The organism is Aminobacter ciceronei, from assembly GCF_014138625.1.
GTDB lineage: Bacteria > Pseudomonadota > Alphaproteobacteria > Rhizobiales > Rhizobiaceae > Aminobacter > Aminobacter ciceronei.
Genome location: NZ_JACJHY010000012.1, coordinates 152,311 through 168,004 on the forward strand (window position 1 = coordinate 152,311; position 15,694 = coordinate 168,004).

A 15,694-nucleotide genomic window follows, 5' to 3' on the forward strand; every position below is an offset into this window, starting at 1 on the left:
CAGACCTGCCCGCAACTGGGCAGTCATCGGTGCAACAGCGCGGACCATGGGCCCGCGCTGCGGCGTTATGATTATGCCGCTTCCGCAGCCAGGCGCTGGGCCTTCTCGATCGCCATGTCGATACCGCCGACCATGTAGAAGGCAGCTTCCGGCAGGTGATCGTACTCGCCGTCAACCAGGCCCTTGAAGCTCTTGATGGTGTCTTCGAGCGGAACCAGCTGGCCGGGCGAGCCGGTGAACACTTCAGCGACGAAGAACGGCTGCGACAGGAAGCGCTCGATCTTGCGGGCGCGGGCGACCGTGACCTTGTCCTCTTCCGACAGCTCGTCCATGCCCAGGATGGCGATGATGTCCTGCAGCGACTTATAGCGCTGGAGGATTTCCTGGACGCGACGGGCGACGGAATAGTGCTCTTCGCCGACGATCAGCGGATCGAGCATGCGCGAGGTCGAGTCGAGCGGATCCACGGCCGGGTAGATACCCTTTTCCGAGATCGCGCGGTTGAGAACCGTCGTCGCGTCAAGGTGCGCGAACGAGGTTGCCGGCGCCGGATCGGTCAAGTCGTCGGCGGGGACGTAAATCGCCTGCACCGAAGTGATCGAGCCCTTGTTGGTGGTGGTGATGCGTTCCTGCATCGCACCCATATCGGTCGACAGCGTCGGCTGATAGCCCACGGCCGAAGGAATACGGCCGAGCAGAGCCGACACTTCCGAACCCGCCTGGGTGAAGCGGAAGATGTTGTCGACGAAGAACAGCACGTCCTGGCCCTGGTCGCGGAAGTGCTCGGCGATGGTCAGGCCCGACAGGGCGACGCGGGCGCGCGCACCGGGCGGCTCGTTCATCTGGCCGAACACCAGGGCGCACTTCGAACCTTCGGTCGAGCCGTTGTTTTCGTGCGGGTCCTTGTTGACGCCCGACTCGATCATTTCGTGATACAGATCGTTGCCTTCGCGGGTGCGCTCGCCGACGCCGGCGAACACCGAGTAGCCACCGTGCGCCTTGGCGACGTTGTTGATCAGTTCCTGGATCAGAACGGTCTTGCCGACGCCGGCGCCGCCGAACAGGCCGATCTTGCCGCCGCGGGCATAAGGAGCCAGCAGATCGACGACCTTGATGCCGGTGACCAGGATCTGTGCTTCGGTCGACTGGTCGACATAGGCAGGCGCTTCCTGGTGGATGGCGCGCTTGGACTTGGTCTTGACCGGGCCGGCTTCGTCGACCGGCTCGCCGATGACGTTCATGATGCGGCCGAGCGTCTCGTCGCCGACCGGAACCATGATCGGCGAACCGGTGTCACGGACGGCCTGGCCACGAACGAGGCCTTCCGAAATGTCCATGGCGATGCAGCGGACGGTGTTTTCGCCCAGGTGCTGTGCCACTTCGAGGATAAGGCGGTTGTCGCCATTCATCGTCTCGAGCGCGTTCAGGATCGGCGGCAGTTCGCCGTCGAACTGCACGTCGACGACAGCGCCGATGACCTGCGAGACGCGGCCCGCGCCGGAGGCGACGACCGCCGACTTTTCGACCTTGGCAGCGGCCGCCTTGGCAGGCGCCGCCTTCTTTGCTGCGGGGGCCTTTTCCGCCGCCGGAGCGGCTTTCGGAGTAGCTGCTTTAGCCATCGTTTAACCTCTGTGTCCGTTCGTTGTTTCACGCGGACCCGCCTTGCGGCGAGCCATCACGTGGCTAGAGCGCTTCGGCGCCCGAAATAATCTCGATCAGTTCCTTGGTGATCTGGGCCTGACGCTGGCGGTTGTACGTGATCGTCAGCTTGTTGATCATGTCGCCTGCGTTGCGCGTGGCATTGTCCATCGCGCTCATCTTGGCACCCATCTCGCCGGCAGCATTTTCCAGCAGCGCCCGGAAAATCTGCACCGAGATGTTGCGCGGAATGAGATCGCCGAGGATTTCGCCCGGCTCCGGCTCGTATTCGTAGACCGCACCGCCGCTGGTCGCGGCATCGGCGCCGGCCGAAGGAGCGGCGGCAGGAATGACCTGCTGCGCGGTCGGAACCTGGCTGATCACCGACTTGAACTCGGAGTAGAACAGCGTGCAGACATCGAAGCCGCCCTGGTTGAACAGGGTGATCACCTTCTTGGCGATCATGTCGGCATGGACGAAGCCAACCTGCTTGGCGTCGCGCAGTTCGACGCGGTCGATGATCAGCGAGGCGAAGTCGCGACGCAGGACATCGTAGCCCTTCTTGCCGACGGTGATGATCTTGACCGTCTTGCCCTGGCCCTGGAGCTTGCGGACATGGTCGCGAGCCAGACGCGAAATCTGGCTGTTGAAGCCGCCGCACAGGCCGCGCTCGGCCGTGCAGACGACGAGCAGATGCACGTCGTCCTTGCCGGTGCCGGTCATCAGCGCCGGAGCATCGCCACCGCCACCGACAGCCTGGGCGATATTCGCGAGAACCGCACCCATGCGCTGCGAGTAGGGACGCGCGGCTTCCGCAGCTTCCTGGGCGCGACGCAGCTTCGCCGCGGCGACCATCTGCATCGCCTTGGTGATCTTCTGCGTCGCCTTGACCGAGGCGATACGGTTGCGGAGGTCTTTTAGCGAGGCCATGCCTTATCCGTCAGTGTCAGGCGAAGTTTTTCGCGAAAGCGTCGATGTGCCCCTTGAGCTTGCCGCGGAGATCGTCGCTAAGCGCCTTCTCCGTACGGATGCCGTCGAGAACGTCTTTGCCTTCCGAGCGCATGTAAGCCAGCAGGCCCTGCTCGAACTTGCCGACCTGGTTGAGGGCCAGCTTGTCGAGATAGCCGTTGACGCCGGCGAAGATCACCGCCACCTGCTCTTCGGTCTTGAGCGGCGAGAACTGCGGCTGCTTGAGCAGCTCGGTCAGGCGCGCACCGCGGTTGAGCAGACGCTGGGTGGCCGCGTCGAGGTCGGAACCGAACTGCGCGAAGGCAGCCATTTCGCGGTACTGCGCGAGCTCGCCCTTGATCGAGCCTGCAACCTGCTTCATCGCCTTGATCTGGGCCGACGAGCCGACGCGCGACACCGACAGACCGACGTTCACGGCAGGACGGATGCCCTGGAAGAACAGATTGGTCTCGAGGAAGATCTGGCCGTCGGTGATCGAGATCACGTTGGTCGGGATGTAGGCCGAGACGTCGTTGGCCTGCGTTTCGATGACCGGCAGAGCGGTCAGCGAGCCGGCGCCGTTTTCGTCGTTCAGCTTGGCCGAACGCTCAAGCAGGCGCGAGTGCAGGTAGAAGACGTCGCCCGGGTAAGCTTCACGGCCCGGCGGGCGGCGCAGCAGCAGCGACATCTGGCGATAGGCGACGGCCTGCTTGGACAGATCGTCATAAGCGATCAGGGCATGCTTGCCGTTGTCGCGGAAGTATTCGCCCATGGCGCAGCCGGCGAACGGAGCCAGGAACTGCATCGGGGCCGGATCGGAGGCGGTGGCGGCGATGATGATCGAATATTCGAGCGCGCCGCGCTCTTCGAGCACCTTCACGAACTGCGCGACGGTCGAGCGCTTCTGGCCGACGGCGACGTAGACGCAGTAGAGCTTTTCCTTCTCCGGACCAGCGACGTGGATCGCCTTCTGGTTCAGGATGGTGTCGAGAATGATGGCGGTCTTGCCGGTCTGACGGTCACCGATGACCAGTTCGCGCTGACCGCGGCCGACCGGGATCAGGGCGTCGATGGCCTTGAGGCCGGTCGACATCGGCTCATGCACCGACTTGCGGGGGATGATGCCGGGCGCCTTGACGTCGACGCGGCGACGCTCCTTCGCCTTGATCGGGCCCTTGCCGTCGATCGGGTTGCCGAGCGCGTCGACGACGCGGCCGAGCAGCTCCGGACCGACCGGGACGTCGACGATCGCGCCGGTACGCTTGACGGTGTCGCCTTCCTTGATGTCGCGGTCGGCACCGAAGATGACGACGCCGACGTTGTCGCTTTCAAGGTTCAGCGCCATGCCGCGGATGCCGCCCGGGAACTCGACCATTTCGCCCGCCTGGACGTTGTCGAGACCGTAGACGCGGGCGATACCGTCACCCACCGACAGAACCTGACCGACTTCGGTAACTTCGGCTTCCTTGCCGAAATTCTTGATCTGGTCTTTCAGAATTGCGGAAATTTCCGCGGCGCGGATGTCCATCAGCCGACCTCTTTCAGTGCAAGCTTGAGCGAATTGAGTTTGGTTTTGAGCGACGTATCGATCTGGCGCGAGCCCATCTTCACGATCAGGCCGCCGAGCAGCGAAGGATCGACCGCGACCGAGATCGCCACGTCCTTGCCGGCGACACTCTTCAGCGCCGACTTGAGTTCCGTTTCCTGCGCCGCGGTCAACGCATGCGCCGAAGTCACCTCTGCCGAGGTCTCGCCACGATGCTCGGCGGCGATCTGGCGGAACGCCTTGATCATGCCGGGCAGTGCGAACAGGCGGCGATTGCGCGCCACGAGGCGGAGGAAATTGCCGGCCAGGCCGGTGATCTTGGCCTTGTCGGCGATCGCCGAGATGGCCCTTTCCTGATCTTCGCCGGAGAACACCGGGCTCTTGATCAGGCGATCCAGATCAGCACTGCCGTCAAGCAGCACCGCGAAACGACCGAGGTCGGCTTCTACCTTTGCAACAGCGCCTGCTTCGAGTGCGAGATCGAACAACGATCCCGCATAGCGCTCAGCAACACCGGAGATTGGCGAGGAAGATTGGGTCACGGACCGTCTTTTCTCTTGTCTGACAGGCCGCAAGATTGTTGGCGCGAGTGTGAGACTCTAGCTAAATCTTTGACCTTACTGCGTTTTTTGACCCCGGAGCTCGCGACAGCCGCATCCCCCCGGCCGAAAGTCGATTGCCGTCTAGCACAGGCTTTTGAGGACCGCAACACGTCCTCTAACAGGCTTTTGAGGCACTATTGTCGCATCTTGCGCATCGGAGCTGTGGCTTGACGGCGATTCACGGCCAGAAGCCGAAAACAAACCCAAGGGGTAGGGCCGCCAGCGCCAGTTCGACAACGATCGCCACCCAATTGTATGGGGTGTTGGCACCGTCCGACATCATGGCGACGATCCGGCCGAAGGCAGTGAACAGCCACGACACGCCGAGCGCCATGTAAAGCAATGGCTGGGCTAGCAGAATCGCGCACAGCCCAACCCCGAGGAAGAAGCCGGCCATAGTGGCGCGACCCTGGGCGATGGCTTCCGGATTGTCCGGCCTTGCCTGCAGCCTGAGCAGGCGGAAGGCGATTCTCGGGGCAAAGAACAGGATGACGCCGAACAGCAGCGTGACCGCCGCCGAGCTCCACGCCAGCCACTCGCCCTGGCTCGCCGGCCACGGAAATGCGAACTCCATATTTCCCCTCCGGTCAGGCCTCGAATCCACAGGGATCATATCCGACGGTGTGTCGAGCGCCAGAGCGCAACTGGTGTGAACGGCCGAAACAAGTATGCTGCGGTCGGCGGGCCTGATGGAGGGGACCATGGCCATACCGGCGCGAATAGTCTGGGCGATCAGTCACCTCGGCATTCAGCCAAGCGACAGGCTGCTGGAAATCGGCTGCGGGCGGGGCATCGCCATGGCTGAAATCACGCCGCTGTTGACCGATGGTCACATTATCGGGCTCGATCGCTCGGACAGCGCCGTAAGCTCCGCCGACGAGAGAAATCGCGCAGCGATATCGGCCGGCAAGGCAGCGTTGGCGCAGGGGGCACTCGCGGATTGGAGCGGTGGCGGTCGGCACTTCGACAAGATCTTCGCCATCAACGTCAACCTGTTCTGGCTGGAGGCGGCGCGCGAACTCAAGCTGATCCGGTCGCTGCTCGCCCCGGAGGGCAAACTGTACCTGTTCTTCGAGCCGCCAAGCGCCGGCCAGATCTCAGCTATCGCGCACGCCATCGAGGTGCGCCTCAAGGCGGGCGGCTATGTGCTGGAAAAAACCATGTACGGCCCTGCAGCGACGCCGCCGCTGCTCGGCATGATCACCCGGCCCATGGCCTGATCACAGGAAACTCTGCGGATCGATGTCGACCTGCACGCGCACCGATCCGCGCAGCTTGGGCCCGGCGGCAAGCAGCGCGCGGATGTAGCCCTGTATGTCGGCCTTCCTGTCGGCCTGGACCAGCAAACGGAAGCGATGGCGGCCGCCGATGAGCGCCAGCGGCGCCTCCGCTGGCCCGAGCACATGGACATCCTGCGCCACCTGGGCTGCGCGGCGCAGACCACGCGCATGGCTCTCGGCCTCGGGCCGCGTTGCCGCGCTGACGATGATGCCGGCGAGCCGGCCGTAGGGAGGCAGGGCGGAACGCTCGCGCTCGGCGATCTCACGATCGTAGAAGGCCTCCGAATCGCCCGAGACAATCGCCCGCATGACCGGATGGTCGGGCTGGAAGGTCTGCAGCAGGCCAAGGCTCTTCTTGCCGGTGCGCCCTGCCCGGCCGGTCACCTGCGACAACAGCTGATAGGTCCTCTCGGCGGCACGCGGGTCGCCATTCGCGAGGCCAAGATCGGCGTCGACCACGCCGACCAGCGTCATGTTCGGAAAGTTGTGCCCCTTGGCGACGAGCTGGGTACCGATGACGATATCGGCTTCGCCATTGGCGATCGCCTCCAGTTCCAGCCTGAGCCGTTTCACGCCGCCCAGCATGTCCGAGGACAGCACGATGGTGCGCGCGTCGGGGAAATGCGAAACCACTTCCTCGGCAATGCGTTCGACGCCCGGCCCGCAGGCGACGAGATGATCGAAGGTGCCGCATTCCGGGCAGGCCTCGGGCCGCTTCTCGTTGTGGCCGCAATGGTGGCAGACCAACTGGCCACGAAAGCGATGCTCGACCAGCCAGGCCGAACAGACCGGGCAGCCGAAGCGGTGACCGCAGACCCGGCAGAGCGTCAGCGGCGCATAACCGCGCCGGTTGAGGAACAGCAGCGACTGCTCCTGCCGGCCAAGGGTTTCGCGCATCTTGCCGAGCAGCACCGGCGACAGGAAGCCGCCGCGCGCGGGTGGCGAGCGCCGCATGTCGACCGTCGCCAGCTGTGGCAGCGCCGCCTCGGCGAAACGGGCTGAAAGCACCGAACGCGCATACTTGCCCTGCTCGGCGTTGACCCGGCTCTCAACCGACGGCGTGGCTGACGCCAGCACGACAGGAAAGCCGCCGATATGGCCCCGCACCACCGCCATGTCGCGGGCATTGTAGAAGACGCGGTCCTCCTGCTTGTAAGCAGGGTCATGTTCTTCGTCGACGACGATCAGCCCGAGATTGTTGAACGGCAGGAACAGGGCCGAGCGGGCGCCAGCCACCACCCGCACGCCACCCTCGGCGACCTGGCGCCAGACGCGCTCGCGCATCCGCGGCGGCAGGTCCGAATGCCACTCGGCGGGCTTGGTGCCAAATCGGTTCTGGAAGCGCTCGAGGAAGGCCTGCGTCAGCGCGATTTCAGGCAGCAGGATCAGCACCTGCTTGCCTTTGTCGAGCGCCGCCGCCACCGCTTCGAAATAGACTTCCGTCTTGCCCGAGCCGGTGACGCCGTCGATCAGCGTGACCGCGAATTTGTCGGCCTCGACCTGGGCGCGCAAGCTTGCCGCGGTTGCCTCCTGGTCATTGGTGAGCTCTGCGCTGGTGTAGGACGTATCGGGCGGCGCCACCACCGGGCGCGGCGGGATCATCACCGTCTCGAATACGCCTTGCGCCCTCAACCCGTCGATGACGGTGGAGGAAACGCCGGCAGCATGCGCCAGGCCCGAGCGCGTCCAGGCTATGCCGTCATTGGCCATTTCGAGCACACGGGCGCGCGCCGCAGTCATTCGGTCGGGCTCGCCGTCGCTGCGCTTGAGCCCTTCCGTCCAGGGCTCCGGATCGAAGGCCTCGGGCGCGCGCAGGATCATTCGCGCCACCATGCCGGGCGGCGACAGGGTGTAGTGGGCGATCCAGTCGACCAGCCGGCGCATCTCGTCATTGACGGGGGGACAATCGAAGACATGCGCAATCGGCCTGAGCTTCTTCGGATCGACCGCTTCGACCGGTCCGTCCCAGACGATGCCTGCCACCTCGCGCGGGCCGAGCGGCACGCGCACGATCGAGCCGGGCACCACCTGCATGCCGTCGGGAACGGCATAGGAGTAGGCGCGCTCGGCCGGCATCGGCACCAGCACGGGGGCGGCCCTGGTTCTTGGCGAATCGGCGGTCATGACGCGTGACCTTGCCCCGAACTTGGTTTAGAGCAAAGGCCGACATGTGCGGTGTGCCTGAGGCACCCTTCCATCACCAAGGAGACAGTTATGAAGTTTTTCGTCGACACCGCCGACGTGAAGGACATCCGCGAGCTCAACGAGCTCGGCCTTCTCGACGGCGTCACCACCAATCCGTCGCTGATCCTCAAGTCCGGCCGCAACATCGCCGAAGTGACCAAGGAAATCTGCGACATCGTCGAAGGCCCGGTCTCGGCCGAAGTCGCTGCCACCGAATATGCCGAGATGATGAAGGAAGCGGCGGTGCTGTCGAAGATCGCCGACAACATCTGCATCAAGGTGCCGCTGACGCTGGAAGGGCTCAAGGCCTGCCGCGCGCTGACCTCGGAGGGCCGCATGGTCAACGTCACGCTGTGCTTCTCCGCCAACCAGGCCCTGCTCGCCGCCAAGGCCGGTGCCACCTTCATTTCGCCCTTCATCGGCCGTCTCGACGACATGGCCGTCGACGGCATGGAGCTGATCGCCGAGATCCGCCACATCTATGACAATTACGGCTTCGACACCGAGATCCTGGCCGCTTCGATCCGCTCGACGGAGCACGTCAAACGCGCCGCCCTGATCGGCGCCGACGTCGCCACCATCCCGCCGGCAACGCTGAAGGCACTGGTCAAGCACCCGCTGACCGACAAGGGCCTCGAAATGTTCCTGGCCGACTGGGCCAAGACCGGCCAGAAGATCGGCTGATCTTCCAGCCAGAACGACGAAAGCCGGCGCCATCAGCGCCGGCTTCTTTGTGTCTGCTGCTCAGAGAAGCGGCGGCAGCCTGCGCTTGACCGGCTGCGCCTTGACGATCGAGCTGCTGGTTTCCGCCTTGTCGGCGATGCGGTCAAGGATCGTGTCGAGCTCGTCGATGGAGCGGATGTGCAGCCGCCCGACAAAGCAGTCGTCGCCAGTCACCTTGTCGCATTCGGAGAATTGCGGGATCTGCTGGATCAGGTCCTGCACCACGTGCAGCTTGCCCGGCAGCGGCCGGATGCGGACGATGGCCTGCAGCGTGTAGCCAAGCGCCGCCGGGTCGACATCGACAGTGAAGCCGCGGATGACGCCACGCTCCTCCAGCCGCTTCAGCCGTTCCGATGCGCTCGGAGACGACAGCCCGACCCTCTGGGCAAGTTCCTTCAGGGAAATCCTGGCGTCCTCGACCAGGGTTTCGACCATGCGCCGGTCGATGTCATCAAGCATTTTTCACCTCAAAGGCAAAATCATTCATCAACCTTACATTATCAGGGAGAACCGAGAAAGCGTCTCTTCAATGCCATGTTTTTCCGCCCTGCTACCGCGCAGAATGTGCCCAGCCTAACAAGGGAGCAGGGACATGTCGGACAAGATGCGCGGAACCGTCGAAATGACCGCCGCCATGGTGATTTCGGGAACGATCGGGCTGTTCGTCGTCCTGTCCGGCCAGCCGGTGATGGATGTGGTGTTCTGGCGCTGCGCCTTCGGCGCCATCACCCTGCTGATCGTCTGCGCCGCACTCGGCCTGTTCCGGCCCGAGGTGATGACGCGCCGCCAGATTGCCTGGGCCGCGGCCGGCGGTGTCGCTATAGTCTCCAACTGGATCCTGCTGTTCGCGGCCTTCCCGCGCGCCTCGATCTCGATCGCGACCGCCATCTACAACACCCAGCCCTTCATCCTGGTGGCGCTCGGGGCAACGTTGTTCGGCGAGCGGCTGACGCTGACCAAGCTGAGCTGGCTCGGCATCGCCTTTGGCGGCATGCTTTTGATCGTCCAGTCCAAGCCGGACGCCGGCGCCGTCGGCACCGACTATCTCTCCGGCATCCTGTTGGCGCTGGGTGCTGCCTTCTTCTACGCCATCGCCGCGATCATCACCAAGAAGCTCAAGGGTGTGCCGCCGCATCTGATTGCGCTGATCCAGGTGACCGTCGGCATCCTCATGCTCGCGCCCTTCGCCAACTTCGCCGCGCTTCCGGTCGACGCGAAGACCTGGACGCTGCTTGTCGCGGTCGGCGTCGTCCATACCGGCGTGATGTACATCCTGCTCTACGGCGCGATCCAGAAGCTGCCGACGAACCTCGTGGGGGCGCTGTCCTTCATCTATCCAGTCGTTGCGATCCTGGCCGACTTCCTGGCTTTTGGCCATCGTCTGCAGCCGCTGCAGCTGCTCGGCGCCGCAGCGATCCTGATCGCCGCCGCCGGGATGACGCTCGGCTGGACGTTGGTGAAGCGGCGCGTTGCGCGTGCCTGAGCCGGCATCAATCGTCGTCGGGCATCTGCCCTGTCGCGCGCATGCCTTCGATCGTCGTCGCACCTTCATTGCGCACCACCGTCAGCGCCCGCGACCCGGTGCGGTCTCGGATCAGGTCGGCAAGCTCGCGCGAATGTGTCACCACCCACACCTGCGTGCGCTCGGCGGCCCGCGCGACCATGTCGGCGAGTGCCGGCATCATGCGCGGATGCAGGCTCGACTCGGGCTCGTTGAGCGCAATGAGTTTCGGTAGCCTGTAGGACAAAAGCGCACCCGCCAGCGCCAGGAAGCGGGTCTGGCCGTCCGACAGTTCCTGCGGCCTGAACACACGCTGCGGGAATTCGGGCAACACCAGCCCGAATGTCGCGGTTTCTCCCGGCACGGGCACGTCGAGTTGTGCACCGCCAAGCGCATCGGCGATACAGCGGTCGAGATCGACGGTGTCCTCGCGGATATGCCTCAGCGTTGCAAAGACGGCCGCCAGATTGGCGCCGTCCTCGTCGAGCATGGGCGACGTCGTTGCAAGTGCTGCCCGCCGCACCGGCGAATCTGCGTCCGTTCGGAAGCCGTGATAGAATCGCCAGCCGGCAACGGCGGCGCGCATGTCGCCAACCTCGGGATAGCGGCCAGCGCCGCCGAGCAGAGCCAGCGCGGTTTCTGAGTTCAGGACACGTTCGGGGTGCTCGAACCGGCGACCGTCTCCGTCGCGGGCAAAAATGGCCTGCCCCTTGCGCGACATCATCTCGACCGGTCGACGTCCTGCCTCGATGGTCAGGCTCTCTTCCTTGACGTGCGGTTCAAAGGCGAAACCCGCCGATAGCGGCGGCGGCAGACCGATCTCGACCTTGTAGGCATAGCACACGGCCGTCTCGTCATCGACGAATTGAGCGTCGATGATCACGCGGGCCGGCTGCCCGATGCGGCGAGTGCCCGACCACAGGGCTGAGTTCATGCCGCCCTCGCCGGCGATCTCGCGCGCCAGCGTTCCCTCGGCGGACGCCTTGATGAGCTGCAGCGCCCGATAGAGATTGGACTTGCCGACACCGTTCTCGCCGACGAAAATCGAGACTTGGCCGATGTCGAGCCGGATCGATCGCAGCGATCGATAGCCTGCGGCCGAAAAGGATGTCAGCCGCATCGACCCATCCCTTTGAAGAGGGCGTCAGCCCTTGGACATGTCCTGGGCGATGGCCAGCCTGAGCAGTTCGGCCAGTTCGCGCGCCGCACGGTTTTCGGCATCACGCTGCGCCCGCAGCGTGGCGAACTCCTGGCGCGGCCGGTCGAACGACGCCGAGACGTTGCGCTTGCCCGAAGCGATACGCTTGCCGGTCTTGATATCGGTGATGATATAGGTGCCGGTCAGGGTCATCGTGCCGGTGGTGGGCTCGTCGTCCTTGGTGGTCACGGCGGCGAGCAGCGCCGATTCGCTCAACGCTGTCACCGCCAGATCCATCGTGTATGGCGCCGCTGCTTGCTGGCCGGCACCGCCATTGAACATGAAGATCAGATGGTTGCGGACTTCCTGGCCGTAGCGGGTGTTGACCGGCTTGATGTTGATCGAGGCCAGTTGTGTCGCCGTGCCGGCCTCGACACCCGCCTGTGCCGGACCGTCCGAATAAAGCGGGCGCACGGTGCAGGCAGATGCCAGTGCAAGCGTGGCAACCAAAGCCAGACGCGCAGCAACACGCAACGAACGGGCAGAATTCCGCGCCTCAGGCAACGACATTGACGATCCTCTGCGGCACAACAATCACCTTGCGCGGCGACTTCCCATCCAGCGCCTTCTGCACTGCTTCCAGTGCCAGCGCCGCTTTTTCGACGGTCAATTGATCTGCGTCGCGGGCGATTGTCAAATCAGCTCTTTTCTTGCCGTTGATCTGGACCGGATAAGTGATTTCGTTGTCGACGACGAGTGCTGCATCGAACTTTGGCCACGGACGATCGGCAACCAGGCCATCGCCCTGCAGCGCTGCCCAGCACTCTTCGGCCAGATGCGGCATCATCGGCGCGATCATCACGATCAGGATGTCGACAGCCTCGCGCAGCGCCGAGACCATCTCGGCCGAAGCCTTGCCGGCGGCAGCGTCGGCAAGCGGCCCCTGCAGCGTGTTGGTCAGCTCGTAGATGCGCGCAACGGCCTTGTTGAAGGCGAGCTTGCCGATGTCCTCGCCGACCGACTTCAGCGCCTTGTGCGCCGCCTTCGAGACGGCCGCCGCATCGCCTTCGCCGGCTGCCCTGGCTTCCGCTTGGGCCAACGCCTCCGCCGATTCGGACACCAGGCGCCAGACGCGTTGCACGAAACGATGCGCGCCCTCGACGCCGGCCTCGGTCCACACCACGTCACGTTCGGGCGGCGAATCGCTGAGCACGAACCAGCGCGCAGTGTCGGCGCCATAGCTCGCGATGATGTCGTCGGGGTCGACAACGTTCTTCTTCGACTTCGACATCTTCTCGATCGAGCCGATCTCCACCGGCTCGCCGGTCGCAATCAGCGTCGCCCGCCGCTTGCCGTCGGTCTCCTCGATCTTGACGTCGCTCGGCGAAACCCACTCGCCGTTCGGGCCGCTGCCGAGACGGTAGGTCTCATGCACGACCATGCCTTGCGTGAACAGGCCCTTGAAGGGTTCGGACAGGTCGAGGTGGCCGGCCTTGCTCATCGCGCGGGTGAAGAAGCGCGAATAGAGCAAGTGCAGGATCGCATGCTCGATGCCGCCGATATACTGATCGACCGGCAGCCACTCATTGGCGGCCTTCGGATCGGTCGGTTCGTTTTCCCAAGGTGCGGTGAAGCGCGCGAAATACCACGACGAATCGACAAACGTGTCCATCGTGTCGGTCTCGCGGCGTGCCGCCTTGCCGCATTGCGGGCAGTTGACGTGGCGCCAGGTCGGGTGACGGTCGAGCGGATTGCCCGGGCGGTCGAACTCGACGTCGTCGGGCAGCCTGACAGGCAGATCGGCCTTCGGCACCGGCACGACACCGCAATCCTCGCAGTGGATCATCGGGATCGGGCAGCCCCAGTAGCGCTGGCGCGAAATGCCCCAGTCGCGCAGGCGGAACTGCACCTTGCGCTCGCCCATCGGGCGATTGCCGATCGAGATCTGCTCGAGACGGGTGGCAACGTCGTTGAACGCCGCCTCCGGCTTCATGCCGTCGAGGAAGCGCGAATTGATCATCACGCCGTCGTCGGTATAGGCCTCCTCGGTGATCTGGAAGGTCGCGGCATCGCCGCCCTCCGGCATCACGACAGGAACCACCGGCAGGCCATACTTGTTGGCGAAATCGAGGTCGCGCTGGTCGCCCGAAGGGCAGCCGAAGATGGCGCCCGTACCGTAGTCCATCAGCACGAAATTGGCGACATAGACCGGCAGCGTCCAGCTCGGGTCGAACGGATGGACGACGCGGATGCCGGTGTCCATGCCCTTCTTCTCGGCCGTTTCAAGCGCTGCAACCGACGTACCCATGCGGCGCACGTCGTCCATGAAGGCGGCGAGCTCAGGCTTGCTCTCGGCGGCCTTCCTGGCCAGCGGATGGTCGGCCGAGATCGCCATGAAGGAGGCGCCGAAGATCGTGTCCGGACGCGTCGTGTAGACTTCCAGTTCGTTCTCACCCGCAGGTGCGGTACCGGCGGCCAGCGGCCAGCGGATCAGCAGCCCCTCCGAACGGCCGATCCAGTTGCGCTGCATCAGCTTGACCTTCTCGGGCCACTCGTCGAGGCCGTCGAGCGCGTCCGACAGGTCCTGTGCAAAATCGGTGATCTTGAAGAACCACTGCGTCAGTTCACGCTGTTCGACCAGTGCGCCGGAACGCCAGCCGCGTCCGTCGATGACCTGCTCGTTGGCGAGCACGGTCATGTCCTCGGGATCCCAGTTGACCTTGGACGACTTGCGGGTGACCAGTCCCTTCTCGACGAAGTCGATGAACAGCATCTGCTGGCGGTGGTAATAGTCGACGTCGCAGGTGGCGAACTCACGGCTCCAGTCGAGCGACAGGCCCATCGACTTCAGCTGCGTGCGCATCGTGGCGATGTTCTGGTAGGTCCAGTCCTTGGGATGGACCTTGTTCTTCATCGCAGCGTTTTCCGCTGGCATGCCGAAGGCATCCCAGCCCATCGGATGGAGCACGTTGTAGCCCATGGCGCGGCGGAAGCGCGCGACGACGTCGCCCATCGCGTAGTTGCGGACGTGGCCGACATGGATGCGCCCCGACGGATAGGGGAACATTTCCAGCACGTAGTATTTCGGCCGGGGATCGTCGTTGTCGGTCTCGAAGAGCTTTGCCTCGCCCCAGGCCTTCTGCCATTTGGGTTCGGACGCGCGCGGATTGTATCGTTCGGTTGCCATCGGATGTTTTTCACTTAAAAGCGTGCATGGACCGGGGCGAAAACCCGCGGTTCAGGAAATCGTTGCCGGGTGTTCATCATGGATTCCCGGACCCGTCAACTCCGGCAGGCTGGAGGCGGGCAAAAAGCAGCAGGGCCAGCGGCATGGAAAAGTCGGTCGAACAGCTCACTCTGGTGAAGCATAAGATAGGTGCGGCCGAGCGCGAGGCCAACAGGCCAGAGGGCTCGACAGTGCTGGTGGCGGTCTCCAAGACCTTCGATGCCGAGCACATCCGCCCCGTCATCGAAGCCGGACAGCGCGTCTTCGGCGAAAACCGCGTCCAGGAAGCGCAAGGCAAGTGGCCGCAGCTGAAGGCGGAGATCTCCGACATCGAGCTTCATCTGATCGGCCCGCTGCAATCCAACAAGGCCAAGGAGGCGGTCGCCCTGTTCGACGTCATCGAGACTGTCGACCGCGAGAAGATTGCCGCCGAGCTCGCCCGGGAAATCGAGAAGCAGGGCCGGTCGCCGAACCTCTACGTCCAGGTCAACACCGGCTCCGAACCGCAAAAGGCCGGCATCGAGCCACGCGAAGCGGTCGCCTTCGTCAAGCGCTGCCGCGAGGTCCACAACCTCGCCATCGAAGGCCTGATGTGCATCCCGCCGGCTGACGAAAACCCCGGCCCGCATTTTGCCCTGCTGGAAAAACTGGCGCGCGAAGCCGATGTCGGGAAGCTTTCGATGGGCATGTCGGGCGACTACGAACTTGCGATTGCATTCGGCGCCACCAGCGTGCGGGTCGGCTCGGCGATCTTCGGCACCCGCTGAGATGCCAGCAGCCACGAACACAAAAGGCCGGGATCTGCATCCCGGCCTCAGACTGCTGACAAACCCCTGGCGAGAGTTGGGGGTTTGTGATTCAGTGGGTGATGTTGAAGCGAGCCGGCCCTGAACAAACCGCACTTGAGA

General features: G+C 64.3%; 14 protein-coding genes. 4 read left to right on the forward strand and 10 right to left on the reverse strand.

Going from position 1 to position 15,694, the window contains the following annotated elements:
• Nucleotides 1-71 precede the first annotated feature (71 nt).
• The 5 genes from atpD to HNQ95_RS14410 form a co-directional block, all read right to left on the reverse strand.
• A complete protein-coding gene (gene atpD, locus HNQ95_RS14390) occupies nt 72-1,619 on the reverse strand; it encodes a F0F1 ATP synthase subunit beta (RefSeq protein WP_067956557.1) in 1,548 nt (515 codons plus the stop codon).
• Between the two features lie 64 nt (nt 1,620-1,683).
• Nucleotides 1,684-2,568 carry a F0F1 ATP synthase subunit gamma gene (locus HNQ95_RS14395; protein ID WP_067956556.1) on the reverse strand — a complete coding sequence of 295 codons (885 nt, stop codon included), beginning with the start codon at nt 2,566-2,568 and terminating at the stop codon, nt 1,684-1,686.
• 16 nt (nt 2,569-2,584) lie between these two features.
• The gene (gene atpA, locus HNQ95_RS14400) at nt 2,585-4,114 is read right to left on the reverse strand and encodes a F0F1 ATP synthase subunit alpha (protein ID WP_067956554.1); all 1,530 of its coding nucleotides are present in this window, start codon (nt 4,112-4,114) and stop codon (nt 2,585-2,587) included.
• Entirely contained in the window at nt 4,114-4,674 is a 561-nt protein-coding gene (locus tag HNQ95_RS14405; protein WP_182574251.1) for a F0F1 ATP synthase subunit delta, read from the reverse strand. Before HNQ95_RS14405 ends, atpA begins: the two co-directional genes overlap by 1 nt.
• A 238-nt stretch (nt 4,675-4,912) precedes the next feature.
• Nucleotides 4,913-5,308 carry an AGROH133_08824 family phage infection protein gene (locus HNQ95_RS14410; protein WP_067956549.1) on the reverse strand — a complete coding sequence of 132 codons (396 nt, stop codon included), beginning with the start codon at nt 5,306-5,308 and terminating at the stop codon, nt 4,913-4,915.
• A gap of 127 nt (nt 5,309-5,435) precedes the next feature.
• Between HNQ95_RS14410 and HNQ95_RS14415 the strand changes: the two genes are divergently transcribed.
• Nucleotides 5,436-5,954 (forward strand): SAM-dependent methyltransferase, encoded by a 519-nt coding sequence (locus HNQ95_RS14415; protein ID WP_169808305.1) that lies wholly within the window; start codon nt 5,436-5,438, stop codon nt 5,952-5,954.
• Here the strand turns inward: HNQ95_RS14415 and HNQ95_RS14420 are convergent, their stop codons facing one another.
• Nucleotides 5,955-8,138 (reverse strand): primosomal protein N', encoded by a 2,184-nt coding sequence (locus HNQ95_RS14420; protein ID WP_154386213.1) that lies wholly within the window; start codon nt 8,136-8,138, stop codon nt 5,955-5,957.
• A 90-nt stretch (nt 8,139-8,228) separates the two neighbouring features.
• On the opposite strand from HNQ95_RS14420, the gene fsa reads away from it, so the two are divergent.
• Complete coding sequence (gene fsa / locus HNQ95_RS14425; RefSeq protein ID WP_182574250.1) at nt 8,229-8,882, forward strand: fructose-6-phosphate aldolase; 654 nt, start codon at nt 8,229-8,231, stop codon at nt 8,880-8,882.
• A gap of 60 nt (nt 8,883-8,942) precedes the next feature.
• Here fsa and HNQ95_RS14430 read toward each other — a convergent pair whose 3' ends face one another.
• Nucleotides 8,943-9,380, reverse strand: coding sequence for an Lrp/AsnC family transcriptional regulator (locus tag HNQ95_RS14430; protein ID WP_067956542.1), 438 nt, complete (start codon nt 9,378-9,380; stop codon nt 8,943-8,945).
• Between the two features lie 133 nt (nt 9,381-9,513).
• On the opposite strand from HNQ95_RS14430, the gene HNQ95_RS14435 reads away from it, so the two are divergent.
• On the forward strand, nt 9,514-10,404 hold the full coding sequence (locus tag HNQ95_RS14435; RefSeq protein ID WP_182574249.1) for a DMT family transporter: 891 nt from the start codon (nt 9,514-9,516) through the stop codon (nt 10,402-10,404).
• A gap of 7 nt (nt 10,405-10,411) precedes the next feature.
• Here HNQ95_RS14435 and HNQ95_RS14440 read toward each other — a convergent pair whose 3' ends face one another.
• From HNQ95_RS14440 to leuS, 3 genes are read right to left on the reverse strand one after another with little or no spacing between them, the layout of a single operon-like run.
• Nucleotides 10,412-11,542 (reverse strand): AAA family ATPase, encoded by a 1,131-nt coding sequence (locus tag HNQ95_RS14440; protein ID WP_182574248.1) that lies wholly within the window; start codon nt 11,540-11,542, stop codon nt 10,412-10,414.
• A 24-nt stretch (nt 11,543-11,566) separates the two neighbouring features.
• A complete protein-coding gene (lptE, locus tag HNQ95_RS14445; protein ID WP_154386216.1) occupies nt 11,567-12,130 on the reverse strand; it encodes an LPS assembly lipoprotein LptE in 564 nt (187 codons plus the stop codon).
• Entirely contained in the window at nt 12,117-14,747 is a 2,631-nt protein-coding gene (leuS, locus tag HNQ95_RS14450; RefSeq protein WP_182574247.1) for a leucine--tRNA ligase, read from the reverse strand. Before leuS ends, lptE begins: the two co-directional genes overlap by 14 nt.
• Before the next feature lie 143 nt (nt 14,748-14,890).
• On the opposite strand from leuS, the gene HNQ95_RS14455 reads away from it, so the two are divergent.
• A complete protein-coding gene (locus HNQ95_RS14455; protein ID WP_182574246.1) occupies nt 14,891-15,553 on the forward strand; it encodes a YggS family pyridoxal phosphate-dependent enzyme in 663 nt (220 codons plus the stop codon).
• The last annotated feature ends 141 nt before the right edge of the window (nt 15,554-15,694 follow it).

Coding starts and splice junctions, on each gene's coding strand:
- atpD (WP_067956557.1), bottom strand. CDS start 1,619: ATGGCTAAAGCAGCTACTCCGAAAGCCGCTCCGGCGGCGGAAAAGGCC.
- HNQ95_RS14395 (WP_067956556.1), bottom strand. CDS start 2,568: ATGGCCTCGCTAAAAGACCTCCGCAACCGTATCGCCTCGGTCAAGGCG.
- atpA (WP_067956554.1), bottom strand. CDS start 4,114: ATGGACATCCGCGCCGCGGAAATTTCCGCAATTCTGAAAGACCAGATC.
- HNQ95_RS14410 (WP_067956549.1), bottom strand. CDS start 5,308: ATGGAGTTCGCATTTCCGTGGCCGGCGAGCCAGGGCGAGTGGCTGGCG.
- HNQ95_RS14415 (WP_169808305.1), top strand. CDS start 5,436: ATGGCCATACCGGCGCGAATAGTCTGGGCGATCAGTCACCTCGGCATT.
- HNQ95_RS14420 (WP_154386213.1), bottom strand. CDS start 8,138: ATGACCGCCGATTCGCCAAGAACCAGGGCCGCCCCCGTGCTGGTGCCG.
- fsa (WP_182574250.1), top strand. CDS start 8,229: ATGAAGTTTTTCGTCGACACCGCCGACGTGAAGGACATCCGCGAGCTC.
- HNQ95_RS14430 (WP_067956542.1), bottom strand. CDS start 9,380: ATGCTTGATGACATCGACCGGCGCATGGTCGAAACCCTGGTCGAGGAC.
- HNQ95_RS14435 (WP_182574249.1), top strand. CDS start 9,514: ATGTCGGACAAGATGCGCGGAACCGTCGAAATGACCGCCGCCATGGTG.
- HNQ95_RS14440 (WP_182574248.1), bottom strand. CDS start 11,542: ATGCGGCTGACATCCTTTTCGGCCGCAGGCTATCGATCGCTGCGATCG.
- lptE (WP_154386216.1), bottom strand. CDS start 12,130: ATGTCGTTGCCTGAGGCGCGGAATTCTGCCCGTTCGTTGCGTGTTGCT.
- leuS (WP_182574247.1), bottom strand. CDS start 14,747: ATGGCAACCGAACGATACAATCCGCGCGCGTCCGAACCCAAATGGCAG.
- HNQ95_RS14455 (WP_182574246.1), top strand. CDS start 14,891: ATGGAAAAGTCGGTCGAACAGCTCACTCTGGTGAAGCATAAGATAGGT.